The sequence below is a fragment of the Actinomadura sp. NBRC 104412 genome (assembly GCF_030269515.1).
Classification (GTDB): Bacteria; Actinomycetota; Actinomycetes; order Streptosporangiales; family Streptosporangiaceae; genus Spirillospora.
In genome coordinates, this window is sequence record NZ_BSTM01000017.1 from 22,194 (window position 1) to 46,516 (window position 24,323).

Sequence of the window (24,323 nt, forward strand, 5' to 3'; positions counted from 1 at the left end):
AGGAGCTTCTGAGCCGCCGACGAGAGCTGCGACTTAGAGCGTGTCTCACGTGGATTGCGTGCGATCTGCGGGATGATGCGGGGTTGTGTCGTCGGATCTTGCGTTGCGGCTGGTGCCGGATGAGTTGTGGGAGATCGCTGAGCCGTTGATCCCGAAGTTCACGCCGCGGCGCCAGGGCGGTGGCACGGCGGCGGTGGAGGATCGGGCGGTGTTCACCGCGATCGTGTACGTGCTGACCAGCGGTTGCGCGTGGCGGCATCTGCCGGGTGAGTTCGGGGTGAGCGTGCCCACTGCGCATCGCCGGTTCACCGCCTGGACCAAGGCCGGGCTGTGGCCCCGGCTGTACCGTGCGGTGCTGGACGAACTGGGGGGCGCGCGGGCAGATCGACTGGGCGTCGGCGATCGTGGACGCCGCCGCGGTCCGGGCGAAAAGGGGGGCACGCTGACCGGTCCCGATCCGGTCGATCGCGGCAAGAAAGGCAGCGAACTCCACGTGTTGTCCGACGCGGCCGGGCTGCCACTGGTGGTCGCGGTCTCGGCTGCCAACGTCCACGACGGCCAGGCGTTCAAGCCATTGCTGATGGCGCTGCCGGCGATCCGGTCCCGGCGCGGGCCACGCCGCCGCAGGCCGGTCAAGGTCCGCGCGGATAAGGCGTATCACTCGGCCGAGCATCTGGCCTGGTTGCGCGGACGGAGGATCGTGCCGCGCATCGCCCGTCCCGGCATCGAGTCCGGCGAGCGCCTGGGCCGCCACCGCTGGGTGATCGAACGGACTCTGGCCTGGCTGTTCGGCTACCGGCGGCTGACCATCCGCTACGAGCGGCACGGCCACCTATTCACCGCTTTCCTGACGCTGGCGGCCACCATCACCTGCTACAAGAAACTCGCCAAACTGACCACGTGAGACACGCTCTTAGCGTAATCATGGTACAGCTTGCCGTTCTCGCGATCGAGGACCTCCAGGGCCTCGCAGAAGGCGCGGAGGACCTCTTCGCCTCGGGGGCTGTCGGCGTGGGCGGGTGTGGTGAGTACTGCGAGTTCGGGGTAGCGGCGAGCCTCCTCCGGGTCGGTGACGGGGGGTAGGTCGGCTGGGCATACGGCCACCGGGCACACCACGGAGCCGGGTGGACCCAGCCGGATCGGGGTCCTGAACCTCTCGGCCGCGGCCTGGTTGACGCACAGCACCAGGAGCGCCACGTCGCACTTGAGGCGGTGACGGAACGTGGCCACGTAGGCGGGCCAGCTGAACTGTTTGTCGGGGTCGTGCTGCTGTTGCTGTTCGGCGATGATCCCGAGGACCGCTTTCCCGTTCAGCTTCGCCACGACGGCTCCGTCGCAGTTCAGTTCGGCCGGGTGGAGGGTGGTGAGGTTCTCCGAGCCGGTGATCACCTGGTCGTGGGCGGGGATGTCGACGTTGTCGACGGCCCGCAATATGTCGACAGCGAGGTGGGGGCGCTGTCTGATCATGTGCAGCGGCACCTCGTGTTCGTAACTGGGCATGGCATTGAAGGTAATGGCTATTCATCGGTCGCGCCGGGCTTTTACAGAAATGACTGGTATCAAGGGTTGCTTCTGTGGTCTTTTCTGAAATGTTTGAAATTATCGTTTTGGGTGTTCGGTAGGGGAAAGTCGGGTGGCTGTCCACACTGGGACGGGGCGGGGTGTTCGGCGGATCCTGTCGTGGGGCGGGGCTACGCTCTGGGGCACTTGTGGTCTTCGTGTGCTCTGGGGGTGGGATTGGCGAGATGACCGAGGACGCGGTTCGGGGGGACGCCGGGCTCGTGCGGGAGGCCGGGGGCGTCGGGCGGGTGCTCGGGACGCAGGCGGCCACGCCGTTGGCGTTCTGGGTGGGGCTGGAGCCCGGCACGGTGCTCCAGCTCGATGAGGTGGTCGTCGCGCGGCGGGAGGTGCCGGGGCGCGGGGACGTGCTGATCGCCGGGGTCGTCACCAATGTGGAGGCGAGGCATGAGGGCGCCGCGTACGACTCGGACGTGTTCCTGATCGTGCAGGGGGTGCTTCCGGCGGCCGTGGTGGAGTCGGCGGAGGTCACGGTGACCCGGGTCGAGCCCGAGGTGTACGTGCCGCCGTTGCCGGGCGCCGTGGCGTACAGGGCCGACACGGACGATCGGGAGCGGGCGCTGTACTTCGATGTGATGGAGCGCCGGGTGCCGGTCGGGCTGGGCCGGGACGGGGAGCCGATCCACGTGAACCTGGAGTTCCTGGACGGCACGCGCGGCGCGCATGTCTCCATCTCGGGGGTGTCGGGGGTGGCGACGAAGACCTCGTTCGCGACCTTCCTGCTGTACTCGATCTTCAACTCGGGGGCGCTGGGGGCCGAGACGCACAACACCAAGGCGCTCATCTTCTCGGTGAAGGGCGAGGACCTGTTGTTCCTCGACCATGCGAACACGCGGCTGGACCAGGACGCGCGGGCGGCGTACAAGAAGCTGGGGTTGCCGGTGGGGCCGTTCGGGAGCGTCCATGTGTTCGCCCCGCCGAGGCCGGGCGATCCCAATGGGACGCCGCATGTCTCGGCGCGGACGAGGGACGTGAGTCCCTTCTATTGGACGCTCGCCGAGTTCTGTGACGAGGAGCTGCTGCGTTTCGTCTTCGCCGACACCGAGGACGAGCGGGCCCAGTACACGATGCTGATCGGCCAGGTGGCGGCGCGTCTCAAGCGGGAGGCGGTCCCGGCGGGGGACGGAGGAGCGGTCCGGATCGGGGATGGCCCGGTCTGCCGCACGTACGCCGACCTGGTGGACGTGATCGAGCAGGAACTGTCCGACGAGGACGCGCGCCGCGAGTGGGGCGCGGCGCTGATGGGCCTCGGCACCGTCAACGCGTTCCTGCGGCGGCTGCGGTCGTCGGTGCGGCCGCTGTCGCCGGTCGTCCGGGGCGACCTGCCGAAGCGGGGCGACCGGTCGATCAGCACCTCCGAGGCCCAGGTCACCATCGTCGACCTGCACAACCTGCCCGAGCGGGCGCAGCGGTTCGTGGTCGGCACGGTGCTGCGCGGGGAGTTCGCGCACAAGGAGAGCACCGGCAGCGCACGGCCGCTGCTGTTCGTGGTGCTGGACGAGCTGAACAAGTACGCGCCGCGCGAGGGCGGCTCCCCGATCAAGGAGATCCTGCTGGACGTGGCCGAGCGGGGCCGCTCGCTCGGCGTGATCCTCATCGGGGCGCAGCAGACGGCGTCGGAGGTGGAACGCCGTATCGTCGCCAACTGCGCGGTCCGGGTGGCGGGACGGCTGGACGCGGCGGAGGCGTCCCGTTCCGAGTACGCCTGGCTCCCGCCCGCGGCACGGGCCCGCGCCACGATCGCCAAGCCCGGCACGATGTTCGTCGGCCAGCCCGAGATCCCCGTCCCGCTCGCGGTGGAGTTCCCGTTCCCGGCGTGGGCGACCCGTCCCGCCGAGGCGGCGGCCGCCCCGCTGCGGGACAGGGGGCCGGCCGATCCGTTCGCCGGGCTCGGCGGCGAGGCCGACCCGGACGAGGAAGTGCCCTTCTGAAGGAGCCGCCATGAAGTTCCTGCACACCGCCGACTGGCATGTCGGGAAGGTGCTCCGGGGCCGCTCGCGGGCGGAGGAGCACGCGAGGGTGCTGGCCGAGCTGGTCGAGGTCGCCCGGGAGGAGGACGTGGACGCGGTCATCGTCGCCGGTGACGTGTTCGACGGCGCCGTGCCGACCCCGCCCGCGCAGGCCCTGGTGATGAAGACGCTCCTCGCCCTGCGGGAAGGCGGGCGCCAGGTCGTCGTCCTGGCGGGGAACCACGACGATCCGCGGCTGCTCGACGACGTCTACCGGCCGGTCCTGGATCGGCTGGGCGTGCGGGTCGTCGGGCGGTTCCGGCGGCCGGACGCGGGCGGCGTGGTGTCCTGGACGACGCGGCACGGCGAACCGGTCCGGCTCGCGGCGCTGCCGTTCCTGTCGCAGCGGTACGTCGTCCGGGCCGTGGAGGCGCTCACCGACACCCCCGACCAGCACAACCGCCGGTACGCCGACCGGTTCGCCCGGCTCGCCGAGGCGCTGACGGCCGGGTTCGCCGACGACACCGTCAACCTGGTCGCCGCGCACGGGACGCTGCCCGGCGGGACGTGGGGCGGCGGTGAGCGCGAGGCGCAGACCATCATGGACTACTACGTCGAGGCGTCGGCGTTCCCCGCGTCCGCCCACTACGCGGCCCTCGGGCACCTGCATCGGCGGCAGAGCATGCCGGGGCCGTGCCCGATCTGGTACAGCGGGTCCCCGATCGCGGTGGACTTCGGCGAGGAGCAGAACACGCCCGGTGCCCTCCTGGTGGAGGCGGCTCCGGGACGTCCCGCCAAGGTCCGCGAGGTGACGCTGAAGAGCGCCCGCGAGCTGCGCACGGTCAAGGGCCCGCTCGGGAGGCTGGAGGCGATGAAGGACGACCTGGGCGACGCCTGGCTGCGCGTCGTGGTCTCGGAGAAGCCGCGTGCGGGCCTGGCCGACCAGGTCCGAGACATCCTGCCCAACGCGCTGACCGTGGACATCGACGAGGAGTTCCGCCCGACCTCCTCCCGCCGGGGGACGGCCGTCCTCGGCGAGGGGGTGCGCACGCCACGGCAGCTTTTCCGCGCCTACCTCGACCACACGGGGCACGAGGACGAGCAGGTCGTCGCCCTGTTCGACCGCCTCTACGACGACGTCACCACGGAGGCCGGGCGAGCCGGGGGAGGGGACGGCTGATGCGCCCCTTGTGCGTCCACATGGAGAACTTCTGCAGCTACCGGACGCCGACCTCGATCGCGCTGCACGATGTGGACTACTTCGTGCTGGTCGGCCCGACCGGTTCGGGCAAGAGCACCGTCATCGACGCGATCAGCTTTGCCCTGTACGGGACGGTGCCGCGCTGGGCCAACGAGAAGACGATCGCGCTCGCGCTGGCGCCGTCCGCGACGTCCGGGAAGGTGGCGCTGGTCTTCGAGTCGGCGGGACGCCGGTACGGGGTCGTGCGGGCGCTGACGCGCAGCGCGCGCGGGACCGTTGGCACCAAGGAGGCGCGCCTGGACGAACTCGACCCTGCCGTCGACCCCGCCGAGGGCGTCGAGGCGATGCTGGCGGCGTCCGCCAGGACGGTCGCCGACGGCGACCGGGTCACCCCGGCCGTGCAGCGCATCACCGGCCTGGAGTTCAAGTACTTCACCCAGTGCGTGATCCTGCCGCAGGGCAGGTTCGCCGAGTTCCTCCAGGCCGAGCCGCGCAAACGGCAGGACCTGCTCGTCCAGCTCCTGGACGCGGGCACGTTCGAGCTGGTCAAGCAGAGGGCCGGTGAGGAGGCGAGGGCCGCGGAGGCCAGGCGGGAGTCCGCCGAGGCGATGCTGGCGGGCCTGGCCGACGCCGACGAGGCGGCCGAGACCGCGGCGCGGCGGCGCCTCGACCGGCTGCGCGCCCTCGGCGACGAGGTCAGGTCGGCTCTGGACGGGCTGCGCGAGGCCGACGCCGAGATCGCCGAACGGGAGAAGGCCGCGGTCGAGGGCAGGCGCGCGCTCGCCGCCCTGGGCGCGCTGGCGATGCCCCGCCACGTCCCGACCCTGGCCGAGGACATCCGCCGGGCCGCCGAGCGCGCGGAGCGGCTGGCCGAGGACGTGACCAGGCTGGAGGAGCGGGAGGAGGCGGCCCGCGACCGGCTCGCCGGCCTGGGCGACCGGACGGCCCTCGAACTCGCGCGCACGGCCCACCGCGAGCACGCCCGCCTCATCGGCGAGATCGCCGAGGCGGAGTCGGGTTCGGCCGACGCGCACCGGGCCGTGACCGGTGCCGAGACGCGTGTCGCGGAAGCCCGGCGGCGGCTGGAGGAGGCCGAACGCGAGCGGCAGCGCTTGCGGGACGCCCACACCGCCGCCGACCTGGCCCGGCGGCTGGAGCTCGGCGAGCCGTGCCCGGTCTGCCGGCGGCAGGTGACCGAACGGCCACAACACCACGCACCGGCCGCTCTGGACGAGGCCGAACGGGCGGTGACGGACGCGCGGAAGGAACTCGACGCGGCCCAAGCGGACGAGACGGCACGCAAGAACGCGCTTTCCGTCCTGGAGGAGAAGCTCGCCGGTCTCCGGCGGCAACTGGACGCGCAGGCCGAGCACCTCCGTGATCAGCCCGATGCCGCGGGCGCCGAGGAACGCCTGGCCGCCATCCGTTCCGCCGAGAAGGAGGCGGAGGACGCGCGGCGCGCCACGGCCGCTGCCCGGCAGGACAAGAACCGTGCCGACGCGGAGACCGCCGACCTGCGCAAGGAGGCCGAGCAGGCCCTCACCGAGCTCGACCGCGCCCGCGACACCGTCGTGGCGCTCGGCGCGCCACCGGTCGACAGGTCCGACCTGCACGCCGCCTGGACGGGCCTGCTGGCCTGGCGCGACGAGGAGGAGCACCGGCGGCGGCAGGACACCGACGCCCTCGAAGAGAGGTTGCGGGCCGCCCGGCTCGAACGCGACGAGCGGGCCGGTGCGCTCGCCGCCACGCTCGCCGACCACGAGATCGCCGCGCCCGCGCGGCTGGAGCCCGACACGGTGCGCGAGACCATCGTGAACGCCCGCAACCAGGCCGAACACCGGCTGGAACGCGTCCAGGAGAGGCGCCGGGACGCTGCGGCGCTGCGCGCCCAGGCCGACCGGCACGCGCAGGACGCGCGGGTCGCGCACGCGCTGGCCGTCCACCTGCGCGCGAACAACTTCGAGAACTGGCTGTGCGGCGAGGCGCTCGACCTCCTCGTGGCCACCGCGTCCGAGACGTTGCGGGAGCTGTCGGACGGGCAGTTCGCGCTGGCCCTCAGCGACCGCAACGCGATCGAGGTGATCGACTACGCCGAGGCCGGGATGCGGCGCAACGTGCGCACCCTGTCGGGCGGCGAGACCTTCCAGGCGTCGCTGGCCCTGGCGCTCGCCCTCTCCGACCAGGTGGCGGGGTTCGGCGGCGGCGCCGCCCGCAGCCTGGAGTCGATCTTCCTGGACGAGGGGTTCGGCACGCTTGACCCGGCCACCCTCGACACCGTCGCGGCCACCCTGGAACGCCTCGCGTCCGGCGGCGACCGCGTGGTCGGCATCGTCACCCACGTCCCCGCACTCGCCGAGCGCGTCCCGGTCCGCTTCGAGGTGTCACGGGACGGCACGGGCTCCCACGTCGAGAAGAAGAGCGCATGACCACAGCACCGACCGAGGCCGCCGCCGCCATCACCATCGACCCGTGGGACCCGGGGTACGCGACGTCCCTCACGGCCGAGGCGCTCACCGAGATGGACGCCACGTCCGTCCAGATCGACCTGGACGTGGAGATGCCCGCCGCGCGATGGACCCCGATCGATCCCTCCGCGTCCGGCCCGCCCACCGGTGGAATCCTGATCGCGGACGGTGTCCGCCGGATCGAGGCCCGGGTGTGGGTGGGCGACCCGTCCGGGGGCATGCCGGTGCCGGGGATCGCCGCGTCCTGCGCCGCCGGGCTGGTGCGCTGCGCGCCCGGCGGTCCCGCCGAACTGGCGGAGGTGGAGGTGCGGCGGTTCCTGTTCACGCCGTCCGCCCAGGCCGCCGACCTGCCGACCTGGGCGGGGACCTACGTCGCCGGACGGGCCAGGGGCGCCACCGCCGAGGAGCTGTCACTGGCGCTCCAGCGGCAGCTCAGCGACCTGGAGGTGAGCCTGGCGACCCGCCACCGTTCCGAGAACGCCTCCAGGGCGGACGAGCTGCTCATCGTGGACGGCCCGTTGCGCGGCCGTGCGCACCTGCCGCGCACCATCGGGTACGTGAAGACCCACCATGCCGCGTACCTGTCGGGCCATCAGGCGTCCGTCCTGGCTGGCCTGCGCGCGGGGCAGCGCACCCCGCTGTTCCTGATGACCACTAGCTGGGGACGGTTCTCCTGGTATCTGCGGCTGCCCAGCCCGTCGGGGGCGCCCTGGGCGGGCATCGCCCGGTGCGAGGCGGCGGCGGACCTGGACGTGGCCACGGCCGTGGAACTGGCCGACGCCAGCGCGGCGATCATTCCGGCGCTGGCCGGGGTCGACTACAAGGACCCCAGGGCGCCGCAGAACCTCGTCCCCATCGGCGGCCTGGAGAAGCTCCTCCGCCACAGGCTCGGCGACCCCGCCCTGCTGTACCGGGCGCTGCGCACCGCCACCCGACCCCTCAACGGGCACGGCGCCTGACCGTCAGACCTCCCCGTGGCGCCCGGCGCCTCCGGCGAACCTCGCCGCGCCTTCGACCGCCTCGGCGGACGCGAGGGACACCTGCCCGTGGCGGAACTCCACCGCCATCGCCGCCTCCTCGTCCAGTCCCTCCTGCTCCAGGACCGACGCCCGGTCGCGGCGCAGGCACGTCTGCGGGAACGCGGCGATCTGGGCGGCCAGCCCGCACGCCCCGGCCACCGCGCGCCCCTTCGGGACGAGCCGGTTGACCAGCCCGATCTCGTACGCCTCGGCGGCGTCCACCGGGCGGCCGGTGAGGATCAGGTCCAGCGCCCGGCTCCGCCCGATCAGGCGGGGCAGCCGTACCGTGCCGCCGTCGATCAGCGGGATGCCCCAGCGCCGGCAGAACACCCCGAACACGGCGCTCTCGTCCGCGACCCGCAGGTCCGCCCACAGCGCCAGTTCCAGCCCGCCCGCCACGGCATGGCCGCTGACCGCGGCGATCACGGGCTTGGACAGGGTCATGCGCGTCGGCCCCATCGGGCCGTCGCCGTCCGGGGCGACGCGGTTGCCGTCGCCCTCGCTGATGGCGCGCAGGTCGGCGCCCGCGCAGAAGGTACCGCCCTCCCCGTACAGCACGGCCACGGACGCCTCCGGGTCGGCGTCGAACGCGCGGAACGCCGCGGACAGCGCCTCGGCGGTGGCGCGGTCCACCGCGTTGCGGCGTGCGGGACGGTCGATGCCGATCAGCGTGATCGGCCCGTTCTTTCTGGTCACCACGGTCATCGCGTCACCGTTCCCTCGGTCCACGCCGCCCGGCGGCGGATCACTCCGATGCTGCCAGACGCGCCGACAGCGCGCGGCGCGCGGCTCCGAGGTCGTGGACGGTGGTGAGGCGGCGCGTGACGCCCGCGATGTCGCAGATCTTGCGCACGATGCCACGGCGGGGCAGCACCACGACCACCGGCACGCCCATCGCGTCGGCGCGCAGCGCGGACCGGAAGATCGCGTTCGGGCCCGCGGAGTCGCAGAACGCGCAGCCGCTCAGGTCCAGGACGAGCCCGGCCGTGCCGGACCGCAGCGCCCGCCTCGCCTCGCCGAGCACCAGCTCGCCGTTGGTCAGGTCGACCTCGGCGGGGAACCGCACCACCGCGGGGTCGCTTCGCGTCATCGAGCCGCTCCCTCCCGGACCGGGCGCCGTCGCACGTCCATGATCGGACCCTAACCCCTGAACCTGAGCGGAACATGAGAGCGCCGTCCACGTTCCGTGAAGACGAACGACCGGCGACGCACGGAGATCGCCATGGTCTCCGGGACGGCGGAAACGGCCGGATGCCCTGCGGGGAAGGAGATCCGGAACGGCCGCGATGGACGATAACGCCGCTCGATAACGGTAATTCTCAGGCTTATGGCGGGCCGGGCGCGCACGGCCACGGGGGCCAATGAACTCATCGCGGGAATACCCGCGGGCCGGCCGCGACGGAACGGCGGCAGGGCGCGCCGCCGCCGGGCGGGGAGCCGGGGCGGATCCCCGCCGGAGCCGCCACGGCCTGCCGGCGATCGGGGCGAACGGCGCGGCCGCCGTGCCGGGCGCGGGCCTCGCGAGGGGTCTCGTGAGGGTCAGCGCCTGCCCTCGGCGGGACGATCGGCCAGGTCAGGGCCGCGACGTGCGGGAAGGTCGCGGCCGACGAGCCAGGCGGTGAGGGTGGCGTGGTAGGCGTCCAGCGAACGGATCAGCGCCCGGCGGTCGGCCGGTTGCATCGGGATCGCAGCGATCTTGTGGCGCAGGTCGTCGCGGGCCGCCTCCCACGACTCACGCAGCTTTCCGGTCGCATTGCTCATGTCTTCGACGGTAACAGGCGGGCGCCGGAAATCCGAAGAGATCTACCTACCGAGAACCCTTTTTTGCGGCGGAGTCCGACGAATCAGTGACAGCCAGGGTGATCTTTTTTTGATCTCGGAAATTGGTATTCGGCCGAAGTTGGGATGGGGAAGCCGCCATGGGCCATTCTCTCAACAATCACCGACAAGTCCGGGCGAATACGGCTGATTCCGTCATCCCGCTCGCCATGGGAGCGGGGCGCGTTGAGGCGGCCGGGCTGGGCCGGTGCAAGGGAGTGGACTTCTCCGCTACGCCCGGCCGCCTCCCCTCGTCCCCCGCCGCGCGGCTCAGTGGACCAGGCCCGGGGGCGACGGGCCTGGTCCGGTGCGGCGTCTCGGCGCGATGACGCGGGACTCGACGTTAACGCCGCAGGTCATACGGAGTGAAGTGACCGGATCCTTACAGTTGTTTCCCACTCCGGTCCGGGACCGGCGGTCGATAGTTGCCGCCCCGCGCCACCTCGCCTCGCGTCACGTCCCGCCGGACTCCCGGCCCTCGACGAAGTCACGGAGCAGCGCGAGCGCGCGTTCGGGGGCCTCGCGGAAGACGCCGTGCCCCGCGTCGGGGAACACGTGCAGCCGGTGCGGCGCGCCCGCCGCGTCCAGGGCCGCGTCGAGCCGCCGGGCGGCGGAGACCGTGGCGACCGGGTCGTGCTCACCGGCGAGGATCAGCGTCCGGCACGTGACCCGCCCGAGCTGTTTCCACGGGTCGAACCGGCCTGCGAGGCTCCGCCGGAAATGCTCGATGACATCATGGTTGAACCGGACGCGCCGCATCCTGTCGGCCGCGTCCGGATCGCCGCCGGGGCGCCGCGAGTAGAGGGGCAGGCAGATCCGCTCCCAGTCCTCCTGGACGTCCTCGCCGTCCCAGTAGCGCCGGGCCGTCTCGCGCGCCTCGGGACCGCCGAGCCGCTCGAACACCTCCAGCCGTTCCTCCACCGGCCCCGGCATGACGCTGTCCAGGACCACCCCTCCCAGGCGGGACGCACGCCTGATCGCCGCCGTCAGCGCGACCCAGCCGCCGCTGGAGGTGCCCAGCAGCACGGGCCGCTTGATCCCCAGGGCGTCACAGAAGGCGGCGACGTCGTCGGCCCAGCGCTCCCACGTCCACTGGTCGGGACCGCTGCGGTCCGAGCGTCCGCTGCCGCGCTGGTCGAGATAGACCACCTGGGCGAACGCGGCGGCGGGGGCGAGCACCGGCTTGAACATCGAATGGTCGGCACCCGGACCGCCGTGCAACGCGACGATCGTGGGACGCTCCACCATCCCCGGACCGTCCGGGACCAGCGCGGGGCCGTCGACATCGAAGTACAGACGGACATCCCCGATGGAGACGAACATGCCGGACATTCTGGCCGGGGCGGTGCGGCCCGCAAAGGGGGTAGAACGAGGAGGGTGAAAGTGGTGGCACTCGCCGACACGCACGCGCCGCGGCGCTGGCGGTCCTGCCCGCCCGCGGTGGCCGCGCACCTGCGGGACGCCGACCTGATCCTGCACGCCGGTGACGTGTGCACCGCCGCCGTACTGGACGAGCTCGCCCAGTACGCGCCCGTCCACGCGGTCCTCGGCAACAACGACGGCCCGGACGTCGCCGAGTGGGGCGCCCCCGAGCGCCTGGAACTGGACCTGGACGGGCTGCGCGTGGCGATGGTGCACGACAGCGGGCAGAAGCAGGGCCGGCTCGCCCGGATGCGGCGCTGGTTCCCCGATGCCGATCTGGTCGTCTTCGGGCATTCCCACATCCCGCTGGACGAGGCCGGCCCCGATCTGCGGATCTTCAATCCGGGCTCGCCCACCGACCGGCGCCGCCAGCCGCACGGGACGCTGGGGCTGCTGGACATCCGGGACGGCCGCCTGGCCGGCGCGGAGATCGTCCCCGTGACCTGACCGGTCCTCAAGCGGCCAGGAACGCCCCGAACGGCAGGTTCCGCACCACCCAGAAGACCAGCACAAGCCCGAGAAGTCCCCAGATCAGCCGCGGATCGCCCGCCCGGACGCGGGCCGGCCGCCCTCGCGCGAGGGCCAGGGTCCACCTCGTCCAGAAGAACGCCAGGACGGGCAGCATCGCGACCGTGAACACGTTCAGCGCCAGCGCCGCCGCCAGGTCGCCGTGGGCCAGGGCATGGAGGGTCCGCAGCGACCCGCAGCCCGGGCACTGGTACCCGGTCAGGGTCAGGAACGGGCAGGTGGGGTAGTGGCCGGGCTCGTTGGGATCGGCGACCGCGACCACCGTGAGCGCGGCCGCCGCCAGCGCGAGCGTCCACAGCGGGGCCGCCAGCCTGCCCGCGGCCGCGCGTACGCGAAGGTCAGCGGCCGTCAGAGGCCACCACTCCCGCTGGTGCTCAGCGCGCCGAGCGCGATGAGCACGCCATAGATCACGAGGACGACCGCGCCCGCGACGGCCGAGACGATGGCCCAGGTCTTGGCGTTCTTGGACGCGCTGTAGGCGCCCGCCTGATCGCCCGACGACCACTTGGAGTTCACCTGCGCCGCGAACACGATCGACACCACGCCGGCGGGAAGGCAGCAGAAGAGGGTGGTCAGAATGGCCCAGACGAGATGGTTGGGGGGCGGGGCGCCGTAGCCTCCGGCACCTGACGGGTAGGTCTCGGGGCCGGGCGGGTAAGTGCTCATGCGTTCCTCCGGAGGCGCGACGTTGAGATCAAGATGTTCCCATGACTCCGCGCCCCAAGCGAAGCCGGTAACCCACACATGCCCGAACGGGTATGACCCGGCTCGTTCCGGTTGGGCCGCGCCGCGAGCGGCCGTAGGCTGCTCGGGTGACCGAAAAGGTGTGGGAGATCGAGCCGTCCGGGCCGTTGCGCGGCGACGTCACCGTGCGCGGGGCCAAGAACGCGGTGAGCAAGCACATGGTGGCCGCCATGCTCGGGGACGGCCCCAGCATCATCCGTAACGCGCCCGACGTGGGCGAGGTCGGCATCACCGCGGCCATGCTGGAGCATCTCGGCACGCATGTGGAGCGGTCCGGCGACCGGCTGGACATCACCACGGGACCGGTGACCGAGCCGGACGTGCCCAAGGCGTTCACCGGGCTGAACCGGATCCCGATCCTGATGCTGGGCCCGCTGCTGCACCGCGCCGGGGAGGCGTTCGTTCCGCTGGTGGGCGGCGACCCGATCGGCCGCCGCCCGGTCGACTTCCATGTGGACGCGCTGCGCGCGCTGGGCGCCGAGGTGGAGATCGCCGAGGACGGCATCCACGCCCGCGCGTCCCGGCTGCGCGGCACTCGGATCGAGCTGCCCTATCCCAGCGTCGGCGCCACCGAGACGGTGCTGCTGGCCGCCGTCCTCGCCGAGGGCAAGACGGTGATCCGCAACGCCGCCACCGAGCCGGAGATCATCGAGCTGGCGCTGTTCCTGCAGCGGATGGGCGCGGGGATCGCCTTCGCCCCCGACCGCCGGATCGTGGTCGAGGGCGTCGACCGGCTGAACGGCGCGGAGACCACCCTGGCGGGCGACCGGATCGAGGCGTTCTCCTACCTGGTGGCGGGGCTGGTCACCGGCGGCGAGGTCCGGGTGCACGGCTGCCCGCAGGACCGGCTGGTCACCGCCATCACCACGCTGGCCAGGATGGGCGCCGGGTTCGAGATCACCGATGAGTGGATCATGGCGTCGGCGCCGGACGGGCTGCGGCCCGCCGCCGTCCAGACCGACACCCACCCGGGCTTCGCCACCGACTGGCAGACACCGCTGATGGTGCTGTTCACGCAGGCGGAGGGCATGTCCGTCCTGCACGAGACCGTGTACGAGAACCGGCTGGCCTACGTGCCCGCGCTCAAGTCCATGGGCGCGGAGATCGAGGTGTACGACACGTGCCTGGGCGGCCCCGCCTGCCGCTACCACGACACCAGCGCCCTGCATTCGGCCGTGGTCCGCGGGGTCACCAAGCTGCGCGGCAACGACGTCACCATGCCGGACATCAGGGCCGGGTTCTCCGCCGTCCTCGCCGCCGCCGTGGCCGAGGGGCCGTCCACGCTGCGCGGCGTCCACCACATCGAGCGGGGCTACCACCGTCCCGTGGAACAGTTCCAGAACCTGGGCCTCACCCTGCGCGCCCGCTGACCCGAACCGCGATCTCGCGTGGTCTGGCCGGGGGCGAGGGCTGACGGCAGCATGGAAGGCCCAGCCGTCCCGCCCCGGAGGTCACCGTGTACACGCCGCTGAGCCCGCTGTCCTTCCTCGCGCGGTCCGCAGAGGTGTTCCCCGCCAAGACCGCGATGGTTTACGGCGACCGGCGCAGCACCTACGCCGAGTTCGCCGCGCACGCCACCCGGGTCGCGCACGCGCTGCGCTCCCTGGGCGTCCGACCGGGCGACCGGGTGGCCTACCTGGCGCCCAACGTCCCCGAAGCCCTGGTGGCGCAGTTCGCCGTCCCGCTCGCCGGGGCGGTGCTGGTGGCGATCAACACCCGGCTCGCGCCCGAGGAGGTCCGCTACATCTGCGACCACTCCGGCGCCAAGGTGCTCGTCGTGGACGCCGGCCTGCACCCCACGCTCGCCCCGTTGGCCGGCGGCCTGCCGGACGAGATCGTCACCGTGCCCGCCCCCGGCGCCACCCCGGCCCCGGCCGTGGGCGGCATCTCCTACCAGGAGTTCCTGGAACGCGGCTCCGATGACCCCCTGCCCTGGGCGGTGGACGACGAGAACGCGCCGATCTCCATCAACTACACCTCGGGCACCACCGGCCGTCCCAAGGGCGTGGTCTACACCCACCGCGGCGCGTACCTCAACGCACTCGGCGAGATCGTCCACTCGGGGCACACGCCCGACAGCGTGTACCTGTGGACGCTGCCGATGTTCCACTGCAACGGCTGGTGCACGGGCTGGGCGCTGGCCGCCATCGGCGGAACCCAGGTGTGCCTGCGCACCGTCGACCCCGACCGGATCTGGGAACTGCTGGACGCCGAGGGCGTCACCCACCTCAACGGCGCCCCGACCGTTCTCCGCATGATCGCCGACGCCCCGCAGGCCCACCGCCTGCCCCGCCCCCTGACCATCACCACGGCCGCCGCCCCGCCCACCCCCACGATCATCGCCCGCATGGAGGAACTGGGCGCCCGAATCGTCCACGTGTACGGCCTGACCGAGACCTACGGCCCCTACTCCGTGTGCGAGCCGCAACGTGACTGGCCCGCTTCGGACCGCCCCCGCCTCCTCGCCCGCCAGGGCGTCGGCATGCTGCAGACCGACGGCCTGCGCGTCGTGGACGAGGACATGAACGACGTCCCCGCCGACGGCGGGACCCTGGGCGAGATCGTGATGCGCGGCAACAACGTCATGGCCGGATACCACGAGGACCCCGAGGCCACCGCCCGCGCCTTCCGCGGCGGCTGGTTCCACTCCGGCGACCTTGGCGTCCGCCACCCCGACGGCTACGTGGAACTGCGCGACCGCGCCAAGGACATCATCATCTCCGGCGGCGAGAACATCTCCACCGTCGAGGTCGAGACCGCCCTGGACTCCCACCCGGCCGTCCAGGAGGTCGCGGTCGTCGCCATCCCGGACGACCACTGGGGCGAACGCCCCAAAGCCTTCGTCGTCCTCCGCGAGAACACCGCACCCACCAAAGAAGAGCTGACCGCCCACGTACGCGCCCGCCTGGCCGGCTTCAAGGTCCCCGACGAAATCGAGTTCGTCGCCGAACTCCCCAAGACCTCCACCGGCAAAATCCAAAAATTCCAGCTCCGCGAAAAAGAATGGTCCACCAAACCCCACAAAATCCAGGGCTGACCCGCCCCCCAACCCGAACACCACGCCGGGAAACTACAAAAAAACTGGTTGAACACAGCGCTGCTCGCGCATGCGACAAACACCTCTCGCGACTGCCTCAGCCCGCAAGCCCAGCCCCGAATGGTCGCCCGAGCGTTGCGATCGCGTCCGAAGGCAGTTCCGAGCCTGCGAGGAACTGATCGCGGAGCGAGCCTTTGGGCGAGTCGGAGCGATGCAGCGATCGCCGCAGCCGCGACAAGCGACGAGCCGTCAAGGCGAGGAGCGCAGCTCGCGGCTGCAATAAGCACAGCAACAGCGGGAAGAGTGTGGGCATGGCTGTGGGGAGCGAGAGCGTGGGGGCTTCTGCGGGGGATGTGCTGGTGGTGGGGGCGGGGCCGACCGGGTTGCTGCTCGCTGGGGATTTGGCGGCTTCTGGTGTGCGGTGCAGGGTGTTGGAGCGGCGGTCTTCGGAGCTGAATCTGACTCGGGCGTTCGCGGTGCATGCGCGGACGTTGGAGCTGCTCGATATGCGGGGTGTGGCGGGGGATTTGGTGCGCACCGGGGAGCGGGTGTCCACGGTGCGGTTTCTGGGGCGGGCGAGGTTGCGGTTCGGGCGGTTGCCGGGGCGGTTTCCGTTCGTGTTGGTCACGCCTCAGTACGAGACGGAGCGGGTGCTGGAGGAGCGGGCTCTGGATGGGGGTGTGCGTATCGACCGGGGCTGTGAGCTGGTCGGTCTGGAGCAGGACGAGTACGGGGTGGAGGCCCGGGTCAGGGGAGAGGACGGCGCCGAGCGGACGCTGCGTGCGGGTTATCTGGTGGGGACGGATGGGGCGCGGAGCACTGTGCGGCGCCTGTTGAATCTGCCGTTTCCGGGGCGGTCGGTGGTGCGGTCGGTGATGCTGGCGGATGTCCGGTTGCAGGAGGCGCCCCGCGAGGTGCTGACGCTGGGCGCGGTGGGGGATGCTTTGGCGTTCCTGGCGCCGTTCGGGGACGGCTGGTACCGGGTGATCGCGTGGAACCGGTGGAATCAGGTGCCGGATGGCGAGCCGGTCAGCATGGATGAGATCCGGGACGCGACGCGGCGTTCGCTGGGCACGGATTTCGGGATGCACGACCCGCGCTGGACGTCCCGGTTCCACAGTGACGAGCGGCAGGTTCCCCGGTATCGGGTGGGGCGGGTGTTCCTGGCGGGCGATGCGGCTCATGTCCATTCGCCGGCGGGCGGGCAGGGCATGAATCTGGGCTTGCAGGACGCCGCCAATCTCGGCTGGAAGCTGGCGGCCGAGTTGCACAGGTGGGCGCCGCCGGGCCTGCTGGACAGTTACGACGAGGAGCGCCGCCCGGTCGGCCGCGCGGTGATCGTGGCGAGCGGCGTCATGCTGCGCGGCGCCCTGCTCGAACAGCGGCCGCTGCGGGTCCTGCGCGGGTTCCTGGCGCGTGTCGCGACGAGTGTCGGGCCGGTGGAGCGGAGGCTGGCCGGGGCGGTCTCGGGGATCGATGTCGCGTATCCGGCGCCGCAGGGCGCGCACCGGCTGGCCGGTCGGAGAGCACCGGATGTCCGGCTGGCGGGGGAGCGGGGGCGGCTGTTCGAGGCGCTGCGGGACGGCAGGTTCGTGCTGGTGGTGTCCGCGAACGATCCGGCGGTGACGTACCTGGCGACCAAGCGGTGGGCGGATCGGGTGCATTGCGCGGTGGCGGGCGGCGCGACGCGCACCACGGTGCTGGTCAGGCCGGACGGGTATGTCGCGTGGGCCACCGACGAGACCGTCCCGGATCGCCGGGCGGCGGCCATCAGGGAGGCGCTGACCCGCTGGTGCGGCGCCCCGACGGAGTTCCCGCAGCACGAGAGGAGGGCCTGAGCGTGGGCGCAGCGCCGAGGACGGTCGCGCGGAAGTTGATCGACTCGCATCTGGTGGAGGGCGTTCCGCGTCCCGGCTCGGAGATCGGGCTGCGCATCGACCAGACGCTGACGCAGGACGCCACCGGCACGATGGTGATGCTGGAGCTGGAGGCGCTGGACCTCGACCGCGTCCGCACGCGGACGTCCGTGCAGTACGTGGACCATAACCTGTTGCAGTCGGACGAGCGCAACATGGCGGACCACATCTTCCTGCGCTCGGCCTGCCGCCGGTACGGGCTGTGGTACTCACGCGCGGGCAACGGCGTCTCGCACCCGACCCATATGCAGCGGTTCGGGGTTCCGGGCGCCACGATGGTCGGTTCGGACTCGCATACCTGCGCGGCGGGCTCGCTGGGGATGCTCGCGATCGGCGTCGGCGGCCTGGAGGTGGCGATGGCGATGGCGGGGGAGCCGCTGTACGTGGCGATGCCGGAGATCTGGGGCGTGCGCCTCACCGGGGAGCTGCCGCCCTGGGTGAGCGCGAAGGACGTGATCCTGGAGATGCTGCGGCGGCACGGGGTGCGGGGCGGCGTCCAGCGGATCATCGAGTATCACGGGCCCGGGCTGGCGTCCCTGTCGGCGATGGACCGGCACGTGATCGCGAACATGGGCGCCGAGCTGGGCGCGACCACCACCGTGTTCCCCGCCGACGACCGCGTGCTGGAGTTCCTGCGCGGCGAGGGGCGCGAGGGCGACTTCACCGAGCTGACCGCCGATCCGGGCGCCGTCTACGACGTGACCGAGGAGATCGACCTGTCCTCGCTGGAGCCGCTGATCGCCCGCCCGGGGTCGCCGGGTGACGTCGTCCCGGTACGGGAGGCGGCGGGCGAGGAGGTGCATCAGGTGGTGGTCGGGTCGTCCGCCAACCCGGGCCTGCGCGACTTCGCGGTGGTCGCGGCGATCATGCGGGGACGGCAGGCCCATCCGCGGGTGTCGTTCGACGTCAATCCGACGTCGCGGCAGATCCTGGTGGATCTGACGACGATGGGCGCGGCCACCGGGCTGATCCGGGCGGGCGCGCGGATCCACCAGCCCGGCTGCCTGGGCTGCATCGGGATGGGCCAGGCCCCGGCGGTGGGCCGCAACAGCCTGCGGACCTTCCCGCGCAACTTTCCCGGGCGTTCGGGGACGGAGGACGACCTGGTGTGGCTGTGCTCACCGGAGACGGCGGCCGCCGCCGCGCTGACGGGCCGCATCACCGACCCGCGCGACCTGCCGCAGGACCCGCCGGAGGTCCGGCTTCCGGCCCGCTCCTCGGTCATCCCGGCCATGCTGGAGCCGCCCCCGTCCGCCCCCGGGGAGCGGCCGGAGCTGGAGAAGGGGCCGAGCATCGGCGGCCTGCCCGACCTCGACCCGCTGCCCGACCGGTTGCGCGCCCCCGTCGTGATCAAGGTCGGGGACGACGTGTCCACCGACGAGATCCTGCCCGCCGGCGCCCGCGCGCTCCCGTTCCGCAGCGACATCGCGCGGCTCGCCGGTTTCGCGTTCACCCGCCTGGACGAGGGCTACCCGGAACGGGCCCGCGCCGCCGGCCCGCACGTGGTGGTCGGCGGCCGCAACTACGGGCAGGGGTCGTCCCGTGAGCACGCCGCGATCGCCCCGCGCCACCTGGGGCTGCGCATGGTCATCGCCGTCTCCTACGCCCGCATCCACTGGCAGAACCTCGTCAACTTCGGGGTCCTGCCGCTGGAGTTCGCCGATCCCGATGACTACGGGCGCATCGCGCAGGGGGACGAGCTGGAGGCGGGCGACCTGAGGGAGACCTTGGCGGCGGGCGACGAGCTCCACGTGCGCAATCTGACCAGGGACGAGACCTACCGGCTCCGGCACCGGCTGTCGCCCAGGCAGCGGGAGCTGGTCGCGGCGGGCGGCCAGATCCCCTTTCTCAGGTGCCGCCTCTCCCGCTCCGCCACCACCGGCCGCTGAACGGCCCACGCCCGACTCTGGCCACATCCGGCCGTCGCGCCGTCCGCGGCGGCGGGCCGTCCGAACCATCGTGTGTCAGAAGCGACGGTTCTCCTTGCCGTAGCCGAGCGCCTCGGCGACGTCGGCCACGTTCACGTACTCCCGGTCCGGCAGGTCCCGCAGCGCGGCGACGGCGCGGTCGGGGGCGTCGGCGCCGGACAGGTGGGCGGCCAGGTCGCCGGGCCTGGCCGGGTAGCGCACGCCGTTGAGAATGCGGGCCAGCGCGCTGCGTTCCTCGACGTCCTCGGCGCTCATGCCGGGAGGCGAGCCCTCCGGCACCGGCTCCGGGGTCTGGGGCCCCGGTTCCCACATCGGAGCGTCGCTGTACGGCTCGGTCTCGGCGAACTCCTCGGCGTGCGTCGAGTGGTTGCCGCGCACCATGCCCTCGGTCTCGTGGGCGAGTTCGTCGTCGAGCCTGGGGCTGTGCTTGTCGCTTCTGTCCTCTTGCATGATGGTTCTCCCCCTTCCTGCTGGGTCGTTCCCGCGCGGCGGGGGATAAACGAGAGGACGATGGGCTCCGCATGCCCCGGACCCCGACGGCCCTGAGAAAGGACCGCCATGCCCCCTCCGGGACGTGACGCCGGGCGAGCCCGGCACTCCTACCTTGTGTTCGTGCTGGTCCTGCTGGCCACGAGCGCGCTCGCGACGGGCGCGATGGTGGCGCCCCAGGCCCGTGCGCGGGACGTGACGCTGCGCGTGATGACCTACAACGTGCGTGAGGACATGGACCCGCCGCCCCGGGACTGGCGGTCGCGCCGGCCGCTGATGGCCCGCCTCCTGGACCGGCAGGACCCGGACCTGCTGGGCCTCCAGGAGGCCATCTGGCCGCAGGTGCGGGACCTGCTCGCGGACATGCCCGGGTACGGGTGGATCGGCATGGGCCGGGAGGGCGGCTCGCGGGACGAGTTCATGGCGATCCTGTACCGCCGGGACCGGTTCGAGGTGCTGGAGTTCGACCACTTCTGGCTGTCCGCCACGCCCAGCGTGATGGGCTCGAAGACCTGGGGGAACAAGTACGTCCGCATGGTCACCTGGGTCAGGTTCCGCGACCGCCGCAACGGGGTGGTGTTCTACCACGTCAACTCGCACTTCGACAACCGGTCCCAGCTCGCCTGGTGGAAGGGCGCCGAACTGCTGCTGCGGCGGGTGCGCGCCTTCCCGCCCGGGATTCCCGTGGTCTTCACGGGGGACTTCAACGTGCCCGCCGGGCGCCATCCCGGGTACGACCTGCTCACCGGGCCGGACGCGTTCGACGACACCTGGCGGGCGGCGCGGTCGCGCGGCCCGGTGTACAACACCTACAACCACTGGCGGCCGCCCGTGCCCGGCGGGAACCGCGTGGACTGGATCCTGACCCGCGGCGACGTGGGGACCCGCTGGACGGGGATCGACACCTACCACGAGGGGGACCGCTTCCCGTCCGACCACTACCCGGTCCTCGCGGATCTGACCCTTCGCGGGAGAATGCCTGATCCCGGGCGATGACGGACGGGCGACGGGCCGAGCGAAGGAGGGGGACGGGGCGTTGAGCGGGCACATGACCCCGGAGGAGTTCCGGCGGTACGGCAGGCAGGTGATCGACTGGATCGCCGACTACCAGGAGAACGTCGGCTCCTGTCCCGTGCGGTCCCGTGTCGAGCCGGGCGACGTCATGGCGGCGCTGCCCGACCACCCGCCCGAACGGGGCGAGGGGTTCGAGGCGGTGCTGGCCGACCTGGACAGGGTGATCATGCCGGGGGTCACGCACTGGCAGCATCCCGGCTTCTTCGGCTACTTCCCGGCCAACGCCAGCGGCCCGGCGATCCTGGGCGACCTGCTGTCGTCCGGCCTGGGCCTCGTCGGCATGATGTGGGCCACGTCCCCGGCCGCCACGGAGCTGGAGACCCGGGTCGCGGACTGGCTCGCCGAGCTGCTCGGCCTGCCGGACCGCTTCCGCGGCAAGGGGGTGATCCAGGACTCGGCGTCCAGCGCGGCCCTGGTGGCGATGCTGGCGGCGCTGCACCGGGCGGACGGCGGCCGGCCCGCGCGGTCGGGCATCACGCGCCGCCACACCGTCTACATCAGCTCGCAGACCCACTCGGCCGTTGAGAAGGCGGCGCGGATCACCGGGATCGGGTCCGCCAACGTCCGGCTCGTGGACGTGGACCCGCGCACCCTGGCGATGGACCCGTCCCACCTGGACGCGCTGCTGGCCGAGGACGTGGCGGCGGGCGCGGTGCCCGCGATGGTGTGCGCGACCATCGGGACCACGTCCACGACCGCCGTGGACCCCGTCCGCGCCATCGGTGAGGTCTGCGCCAAGTACGGTGTGTGGTTGCACGTGGACGCCGCGTACGCGGGGGTGGCGGCGGTCTGCCCGGAGATGCGGTGGATCAACGACGGCCTGGACGGGCATGTCGATTCCTACGCCACCAACCCCCACAAGTGGCTGCTCACCAACTTCGACTGCTCGGTGCTGTGGATGGCCGACCCCGAGCCCATGATCGGCGCGCTGTCGATCCTGCCGGAGTTCCTGCGCAACAAGGCCACCGAGTCGGGCCAGGTCATCGACTACCGCGACTGGCAGATCCCGCTGGGCCGCAGGTTCCGGGCGCTGAAGCTGTGGTCGGTGATCCGCTGGTACGGGGCCGAGGGCCTGCGCGAGCACGTCCGCACCGGCATCCGGCTCGCCCAGGAGCTGGCGTCGTGGATCCGGGACGAGCCCGGCTGGGAGCTGCTGGAGCCGCACCCGTTCGGCCTGGTCTGCTTCCGTCCCGTCTGGGACGGCCTGGACGGCGACGAGGCCGACGCCGCCACACTGGAGCTGCTGGAACGTGTGAACGCCTCGGGGGAGCTCTTCCTCATCCACACCAAGGCGCACGGGCATGTCGTGCTGCGCCTGGCCATCGGCGGCCCCGCCACCCAGGAGTCCCACGTGCGGACCGCGTGGGCCCGCATCCGCAAGGAGCGGCTGGGCGTGCGAGGCTAGGGGAGGTTCCTAGAAGGGCTGGAGGTCCACATGGCCGACTCCGCAGGAGATCGACCGGGCGAGCACGACGGCACCGAAGACGAGGTGAAGCGCCGGTTCCGGGAGGCGCTGGCGCGCAAGCGCGACGCCTCGCGGAACAAGGGCGCGCAGGGCGGCCGGGCCGGATCGAAGGTCCGCGGCACCCACGACCGGGCCGACCACCAACGCCAGTTCCGCCGCAAGTCCGGGTAGGGGGCGGCTCGGGCTCAGCCCTTGTACAGCTTTTCGGCGTAGGCGGTGCCGTAGTAGGTCTCGAGTTCCTCGACGCTCTCCTTGACGTCTTGGACGTCCTTGACCAGCCGTGCCTGGGAGGGGAGGGCGTCGGGGTTCCAGGTCCCGGGCTCCCAGAGGGACGAGCGCAGGAACGCCTTGGCGCAGTGGAAGAAGATCTGCTCGATCTCGACGACCACCGCCAGGACGGGCCGGTGCCCCTTGACCACCATGCGGTCGAAGAAGGGCGCGTCCCTGACCAGCCGGGCGCGGCCGTTGACCCGCAGCGTCTCGCCGCGTCCGGGGATCAGAAAGATCAGCCCGACATGCGGGTTGGCCAGGATGTTGCGGTACCCGTCGGCGCGCCGGTTCCCGGGGCGCTCGGGGATCGCGATCGTGGTGTCGTCCAGGACGAGCGCGAACCCGGGCGGGTCGCCCTTGGGCGAGACGTCGCAGTTGCCCTCGGCGTCGCTGGTGGCGATCAGGCAGAACGGGGAGGCGGCCAGCCATTCGCGGTCCCGCTGGTGCAGGCGCGGCCGGTCCTTGGCCGCGGCGCGGGGATGGACCTCGCCGAGCAGCTCGCGCAGCTCGGCCTCCGAGGTGATCTCCGAGAGGGCGGTCGTCGCAGGGAACGTCACGGTCGCCTCCGTCCGTGTCGGGGAGGTCACCAGGCTAACCCGCCGCCGGTGCCGCGGCCCGTGTGGGTCCGGCGGCACGGGCGGTCCCGGGTGACGTAGCCGTTGATGATGTCGGCTGCCAAGCCGGGCGGCTGGGCTGCTCGAAAGTGTTTTCGGTCGCCGCGCGGAGATGAGTTCGCACCCGGACCCCGGTCGGTATGAGGGGGAAGGGAGAACCATGACGGCATCGGAGGCGGCGGGCCGGGCGGGCGATACGGACCGCGCGGAGGACCTGGCCGCGTTGCAACGGTACGGCTCGGGCCTGCTGCGACGGGCGGTGGACTTCTGCGTGGAGCTGCTGGACGGACTGCCGCCGCTCACCCGTGCCGACCTGGCACGCCCCACGCCCTGCGCGCTGTGGAACCTGCACATGCTGCTGCTCCACCTCGACGACTCGCTCGCGGCCCTGCACGAGGCGGTCACCGACGGTGCGGTGCGGGTCGTCCCGCCCCCGAGGGACCCCGTCCGCGATCTGCCTGCCTCCTTGCGGGAGGGAGCGCGGCGGCTGGTGAACGTCTGGACGGACGCCGATCGTGCGGGCGGCGTCGTCATGGTGGGAGGCTGCGCCGTCACGGCGGGCGTGGTGGCCGGCGCGGGCGCCGTCGAGCTGGTGGTGCACGGCTGGGACGTCTCCCGGGCGCTCGGCGGCGACGTCCGGATCCCCGAACCGCTCGCCGAGCGGCTGCTGCGGCTGGTGCCCCTGCTGATCCCCGGTGATGCCCGCGGCGGGCTGTTCGGACCGCCCGTCCCCGTGCCGCCGGACGCGCAGCCGACGGACCGCCTGGTGGCCTTCCTGGGCCGCGTTCCCGGGCTCGGCTGAGCGC

At 72.3% G+C, this 24,323-nt stretch carries 23 protein-coding genes; 14 read left to right on the forward strand and 9 right to left on the reverse strand.

Annotated elements, in window-relative coordinates; genetic code table 11:
* Positions 1-85: 85 nt before the first annotated feature.
* Entirely contained in the window at positions 86-904 is an 819-nt protein-coding gene (locus tag QSK21_RS21210; protein WP_285698263.1) for an IS5 family transposase, read from the forward strand.
* Here the strand turns inward: QSK21_RS21210 and QSK21_RS21215 are convergent.
* The gene (locus QSK21_RS21215) at positions 874-1,500 is read right to left on the reverse strand and encodes a hypothetical protein (protein ID WP_285698264.1); all 627 of its coding nucleotides are present in this window, start codon (positions 1,498-1,500) and stop codon (positions 874-876) included. The two genes, QSK21_RS21210 and QSK21_RS21215, sit on opposite strands and share 31 nt — an antisense overlap.
* A gap of 245 nt (positions 1,501-1,745) precedes the next feature.
* Between QSK21_RS21215 and QSK21_RS21220 the strand changes: the two genes are divergently transcribed.
* Genes QSK21_RS21220 through QSK21_RS21235 form a run of 4 tightly spaced genes read left to right on the forward strand, consistent with a single transcriptional unit; the run spans position 1,746 to position 8,152 of the window.
* The gene (locus tag QSK21_RS21220) at positions 1,746-3,509 is read left to right on the forward strand and encodes an ATP-binding protein (RefSeq protein WP_285698265.1); all 1,764 of its coding nucleotides are present in this window, start codon (positions 1,746-1,748) and stop codon (positions 3,507-3,509) included.
* A 10-nt stretch (positions 3,510-3,519) separates the two neighbouring features.
* Positions 3,520-4,707 (forward strand): exonuclease SbcCD subunit D, encoded by a 1,188-nt coding sequence (locus QSK21_RS21225; protein ID WP_285698266.1) that lies wholly within the window; start codon positions 3,520-3,522, stop codon positions 4,705-4,707.
* Complete coding sequence (locus QSK21_RS21230) at positions 4,707-7,154, forward strand: AAA family ATPase (protein ID WP_285698267.1); 2,448 nt, start codon at positions 4,707-4,709, stop codon at positions 7,152-7,154. Before QSK21_RS21225 ends, QSK21_RS21230 begins: the two co-directional genes overlap by 1 nt.
* Positions 7,151-8,152, forward strand: a complete 1,002-nt coding sequence (locus QSK21_RS21235) for a hypothetical protein (protein ID WP_285698268.1) — start codon at positions 7,151-7,153, stop codon at positions 8,150-8,152. The genes QSK21_RS21230 and QSK21_RS21235 overlap by 4 nt, the downstream gene beginning before the upstream one ends.
* Positions 8,153-8,155: 3 nt before the next feature.
* On the opposite strand, the gene QSK21_RS21240 is transcribed toward QSK21_RS21235, so the two are convergent.
* The 4 genes from QSK21_RS21240 to QSK21_RS21255 all read right to left on the reverse strand — a co-directional run bounded on the left by QSK21_RS21240 (position 8,156) and on the right by QSK21_RS21255 (position 11,353).
* Positions 8,156-8,917, reverse strand: coding sequence for a crotonase/enoyl-CoA hydratase family protein (locus QSK21_RS21240; RefSeq protein WP_285698269.1), 762 nt, complete (start codon positions 8,915-8,917; stop codon positions 8,156-8,158).
* Positions 8,918-8,957: 40 nt separating this feature from the next.
* Positions 8,958-9,302: an STAS domain-containing protein gene (locus QSK21_RS21245; RefSeq protein ID WP_285698270.1), complete on the reverse strand. Its 345-nt coding sequence runs from the start codon at positions 9,300-9,302 to the stop codon at positions 8,958-8,960.
* Between the two features lie 449 nt (positions 9,303-9,751).
* Positions 9,752-9,973, reverse strand: coding sequence for a hypothetical protein (locus QSK21_RS21250; protein ID WP_285698271.1), 222 nt, complete (start codon positions 9,971-9,973; stop codon positions 9,752-9,754).
* Positions 9,974-10,483: 510 nt separating this feature from the next.
* Positions 10,484-11,353, reverse strand: a complete 870-nt coding sequence (locus QSK21_RS21255; protein ID WP_285698272.1) for an alpha/beta fold hydrolase — start codon at positions 11,351-11,353, stop codon at positions 10,484-10,486.
* A 60-nt stretch (positions 11,354-11,413) separates the two neighbouring features.
* On the opposite strand from QSK21_RS21255, the gene QSK21_RS21260 reads away from it, so the two are divergent.
* Complete coding sequence (locus tag QSK21_RS21260) at positions 11,414-11,899, forward strand: metallophosphoesterase family protein (RefSeq protein ID WP_285698273.1); 486 nt, start codon at positions 11,414-11,416, stop codon at positions 11,897-11,899.
* Between the two features lie 7 nt (positions 11,900-11,906).
* Here QSK21_RS21260 and QSK21_RS21265 read toward each other — a convergent pair whose 3' ends face one another.
* Positions 11,907-12,242 carry a DUF2752 domain-containing protein gene (locus QSK21_RS21265; protein ID WP_285698274.1) on the reverse strand — a complete coding sequence of 112 codons (336 nt, stop codon included), beginning with the start codon at positions 12,240-12,242 and terminating at the stop codon, positions 11,907-11,909.
* A gap of 86 nt (positions 12,243-12,328) precedes the next feature.
* Complete coding sequence (locus QSK21_RS21270) at positions 12,329-12,646, reverse strand: CD225/dispanin family protein (protein ID WP_285698275.1); 318 nt, start codon at positions 12,644-12,646, stop codon at positions 12,329-12,331.
* Between the two features lie 146 nt (positions 12,647-12,792).
* Here QSK21_RS21270 and murA point away from each other — a divergent pair, with 146 nt between their 5' ends.
* The 4 genes from murA to QSK21_RS21290 all read left to right on the forward strand — a co-directional run bounded on the left by murA (position 12,793) and on the right by QSK21_RS21290 (position 19,566).
* Positions 12,793-14,094, forward strand: a complete 1,302-nt coding sequence (gene murA / locus QSK21_RS21275) for a UDP-N-acetylglucosamine 1-carboxyvinyltransferase (RefSeq protein ID WP_285698276.1) — start codon at positions 12,793-12,795, stop codon at positions 14,092-14,094.
* An 86-nt stretch (positions 14,095-14,180) separates the two neighbouring features.
* A complete protein-coding gene (locus QSK21_RS21280; RefSeq protein ID WP_285698277.1) occupies positions 14,181-15,761 on the forward strand; it encodes a long-chain-fatty-acid--CoA ligase in 1,581 nt (526 codons plus the stop codon).
* 311 nt (positions 15,762-16,072) lie between these two features.
* The gene (locus QSK21_RS21285) at positions 16,073-17,599 is read left to right on the forward strand and encodes an FAD-dependent monooxygenase (RefSeq protein WP_285698278.1); all 1,527 of its coding nucleotides are present in this window, start codon (positions 16,073-16,075) and stop codon (positions 17,597-17,599) included.
* 2 nt (positions 17,600-17,601) lie between these two features.
* Positions 17,602-19,566 (forward strand): aconitate hydratase, encoded by a 1,965-nt coding sequence (locus tag QSK21_RS21290; RefSeq protein WP_285698279.1) that lies wholly within the window; start codon positions 17,602-17,604, stop codon positions 19,564-19,566.
* Positions 19,567-19,641: 75 nt separating this feature from the next.
* Here the strand turns inward: QSK21_RS21290 and QSK21_RS21295 are convergent, their stop codons facing one another.
* On the reverse strand, positions 19,642-20,055 hold the full coding sequence (locus tag QSK21_RS21295) for a DUF2795 domain-containing protein (protein ID WP_285698280.1): 414 nt from the start codon (positions 20,053-20,055) through the stop codon (positions 19,642-19,644).
* 108 nt (positions 20,056-20,163) lie between these two features.
* On the opposite strand from QSK21_RS21295, the gene QSK21_RS21300 reads away from it, so the two are divergent.
* From QSK21_RS21300 to QSK21_RS21310, 3 genes are read left to right on the forward strand one after another with little or no spacing between them, the layout of a single operon-like run.
* Positions 20,164-21,090 (forward strand): endonuclease/exonuclease/phosphatase family protein, encoded by a 927-nt coding sequence (locus QSK21_RS21300; RefSeq protein WP_285698281.1) that lies wholly within the window; start codon positions 20,164-20,166, stop codon positions 21,088-21,090.
* Between the two features lie 40 nt (positions 21,091-21,130).
* Positions 21,131-22,573, forward strand: a complete 1,443-nt coding sequence (locus tag QSK21_RS21305) for an aminotransferase class I/II-fold pyridoxal phosphate-dependent enzyme (RefSeq protein ID WP_285698282.1) — start codon at positions 21,131-21,133, stop codon at positions 22,571-22,573.
* A 30-nt stretch (positions 22,574-22,603) separates the two neighbouring features.
* Complete coding sequence (locus QSK21_RS21310) at positions 22,604-22,804, forward strand: DUF5302 domain-containing protein (RefSeq protein WP_285698283.1); 201 nt, start codon at positions 22,604-22,606, stop codon at positions 22,802-22,804.
* 14 nt (positions 22,805-22,818) lie between these two features.
* Here the strand turns inward: QSK21_RS21310 and QSK21_RS21315 are convergent, their stop codons facing one another.
* On the reverse strand, positions 22,819-23,460 hold the full coding sequence (locus QSK21_RS21315) for a pyridoxamine 5'-phosphate oxidase family protein (protein ID WP_285698284.1): 642 nt from the start codon (positions 23,458-23,460) through the stop codon (positions 22,819-22,821).
* Between the two features lie 217 nt (positions 23,461-23,677).
* Between QSK21_RS21315 and QSK21_RS21320 the strand changes: the two genes are divergently transcribed.
* Positions 23,678-24,319, forward strand: coding sequence for a TIGR03086 family metal-binding protein (locus QSK21_RS21320; protein WP_285698285.1), 642 nt, complete (start codon positions 23,678-23,680; stop codon positions 24,317-24,319).
* Positions 24,320-24,323: the final 4 nt, after the last annotated feature.

What these genes read in the sequence shown, in the direction of transcription:
- QSK21_RS21215 (WP_285698264.1), bottom strand. Translation starts at nt 1,500, where the DNA reads ATGCCCAGTTACGAACACGAGGTGCCGCTGCACATGATCAGACAGCGC.
- QSK21_RS21220 (WP_285698265.1), top strand. Translation starts at nt 1,746, where the DNA reads ATGACCGAGGACGCGGTTCGGGGGGACGCCGGGCTCGTGCGGGAGGCC.
- QSK21_RS21225 (WP_285698266.1), top strand. Translation starts at nt 3,520, where the DNA reads ATGAAGTTCCTGCACACCGCCGACTGGCATGTCGGGAAGGTGCTCCGG.
- QSK21_RS21230 (WP_285698267.1), top strand. Translation starts at nt 4,707, where the DNA reads ATGCGCCCCTTGTGCGTCCACATGGAGAACTTCTGCAGCTACCGGACG.
- QSK21_RS21235 (WP_285698268.1), top strand. Translation starts at nt 7,151, where the DNA reads ATGACCACAGCACCGACCGAGGCCGCCGCCGCCATCACCATCGACCCG.
- QSK21_RS21240 (WP_285698269.1), bottom strand. Translation starts at nt 8,917, where the DNA reads ATGACCGTGGTGACCAGAAAGAACGGGCCGATCACGCTGATCGGCATC.
- QSK21_RS21245 (WP_285698270.1), bottom strand. Translation starts at nt 9,302, where the DNA reads ATGACGCGAAGCGACCCCGCGGTGGTGCGGTTCCCCGCCGAGGTCGAC.
- QSK21_RS21250 (WP_285698271.1), bottom strand. Translation starts at nt 9,973, where the DNA reads ATGAGCAATGCGACCGGAAAGCTGCGTGAGTCGTGGGAGGCGGCCCGC.
- QSK21_RS21255 (WP_285698272.1), bottom strand. Translation starts at nt 11,353, where the DNA reads ATGTTCGTCTCCATCGGGGATGTCCGTCTGTACTTCGATGTCGACGGC.
- QSK21_RS21270 (WP_285698275.1), bottom strand. Translation starts at nt 12,646, where the DNA reads ATGAGCACTTACCCGCCCGGCCCCGAGACCTACCCGTCAGGTGCCGGA.
- QSK21_RS21285 (WP_285698278.1), top strand. Translation starts at nt 16,073, where the DNA reads ATGGCTGTGGGGAGCGAGAGCGTGGGGGCTTCTGCGGGGGATGTGCTG.
- QSK21_RS21295 (WP_285698280.1), bottom strand. Translation starts at nt 20,055, where the DNA reads ATGCAAGAGGACAGAAGCGACAAGCACAGCCCCAGGCTCGACGACGAA.
- QSK21_RS21300 (WP_285698281.1), top strand. Translation starts at nt 20,164, where the DNA reads ATGCCCCCTCCGGGACGTGACGCCGGGCGAGCCCGGCACTCCTACCTT.
- QSK21_RS21310 (WP_285698283.1), top strand. Translation starts at nt 22,604, where the DNA reads ATGGCCGACTCCGCAGGAGATCGACCGGGCGAGCACGACGGCACCGAA.
- QSK21_RS21320 (WP_285698285.1), top strand. Translation starts at nt 23,678, where the DNA reads ATGACGGCATCGGAGGCGGCGGGCCGGGCGGGCGATACGGACCGCGCG.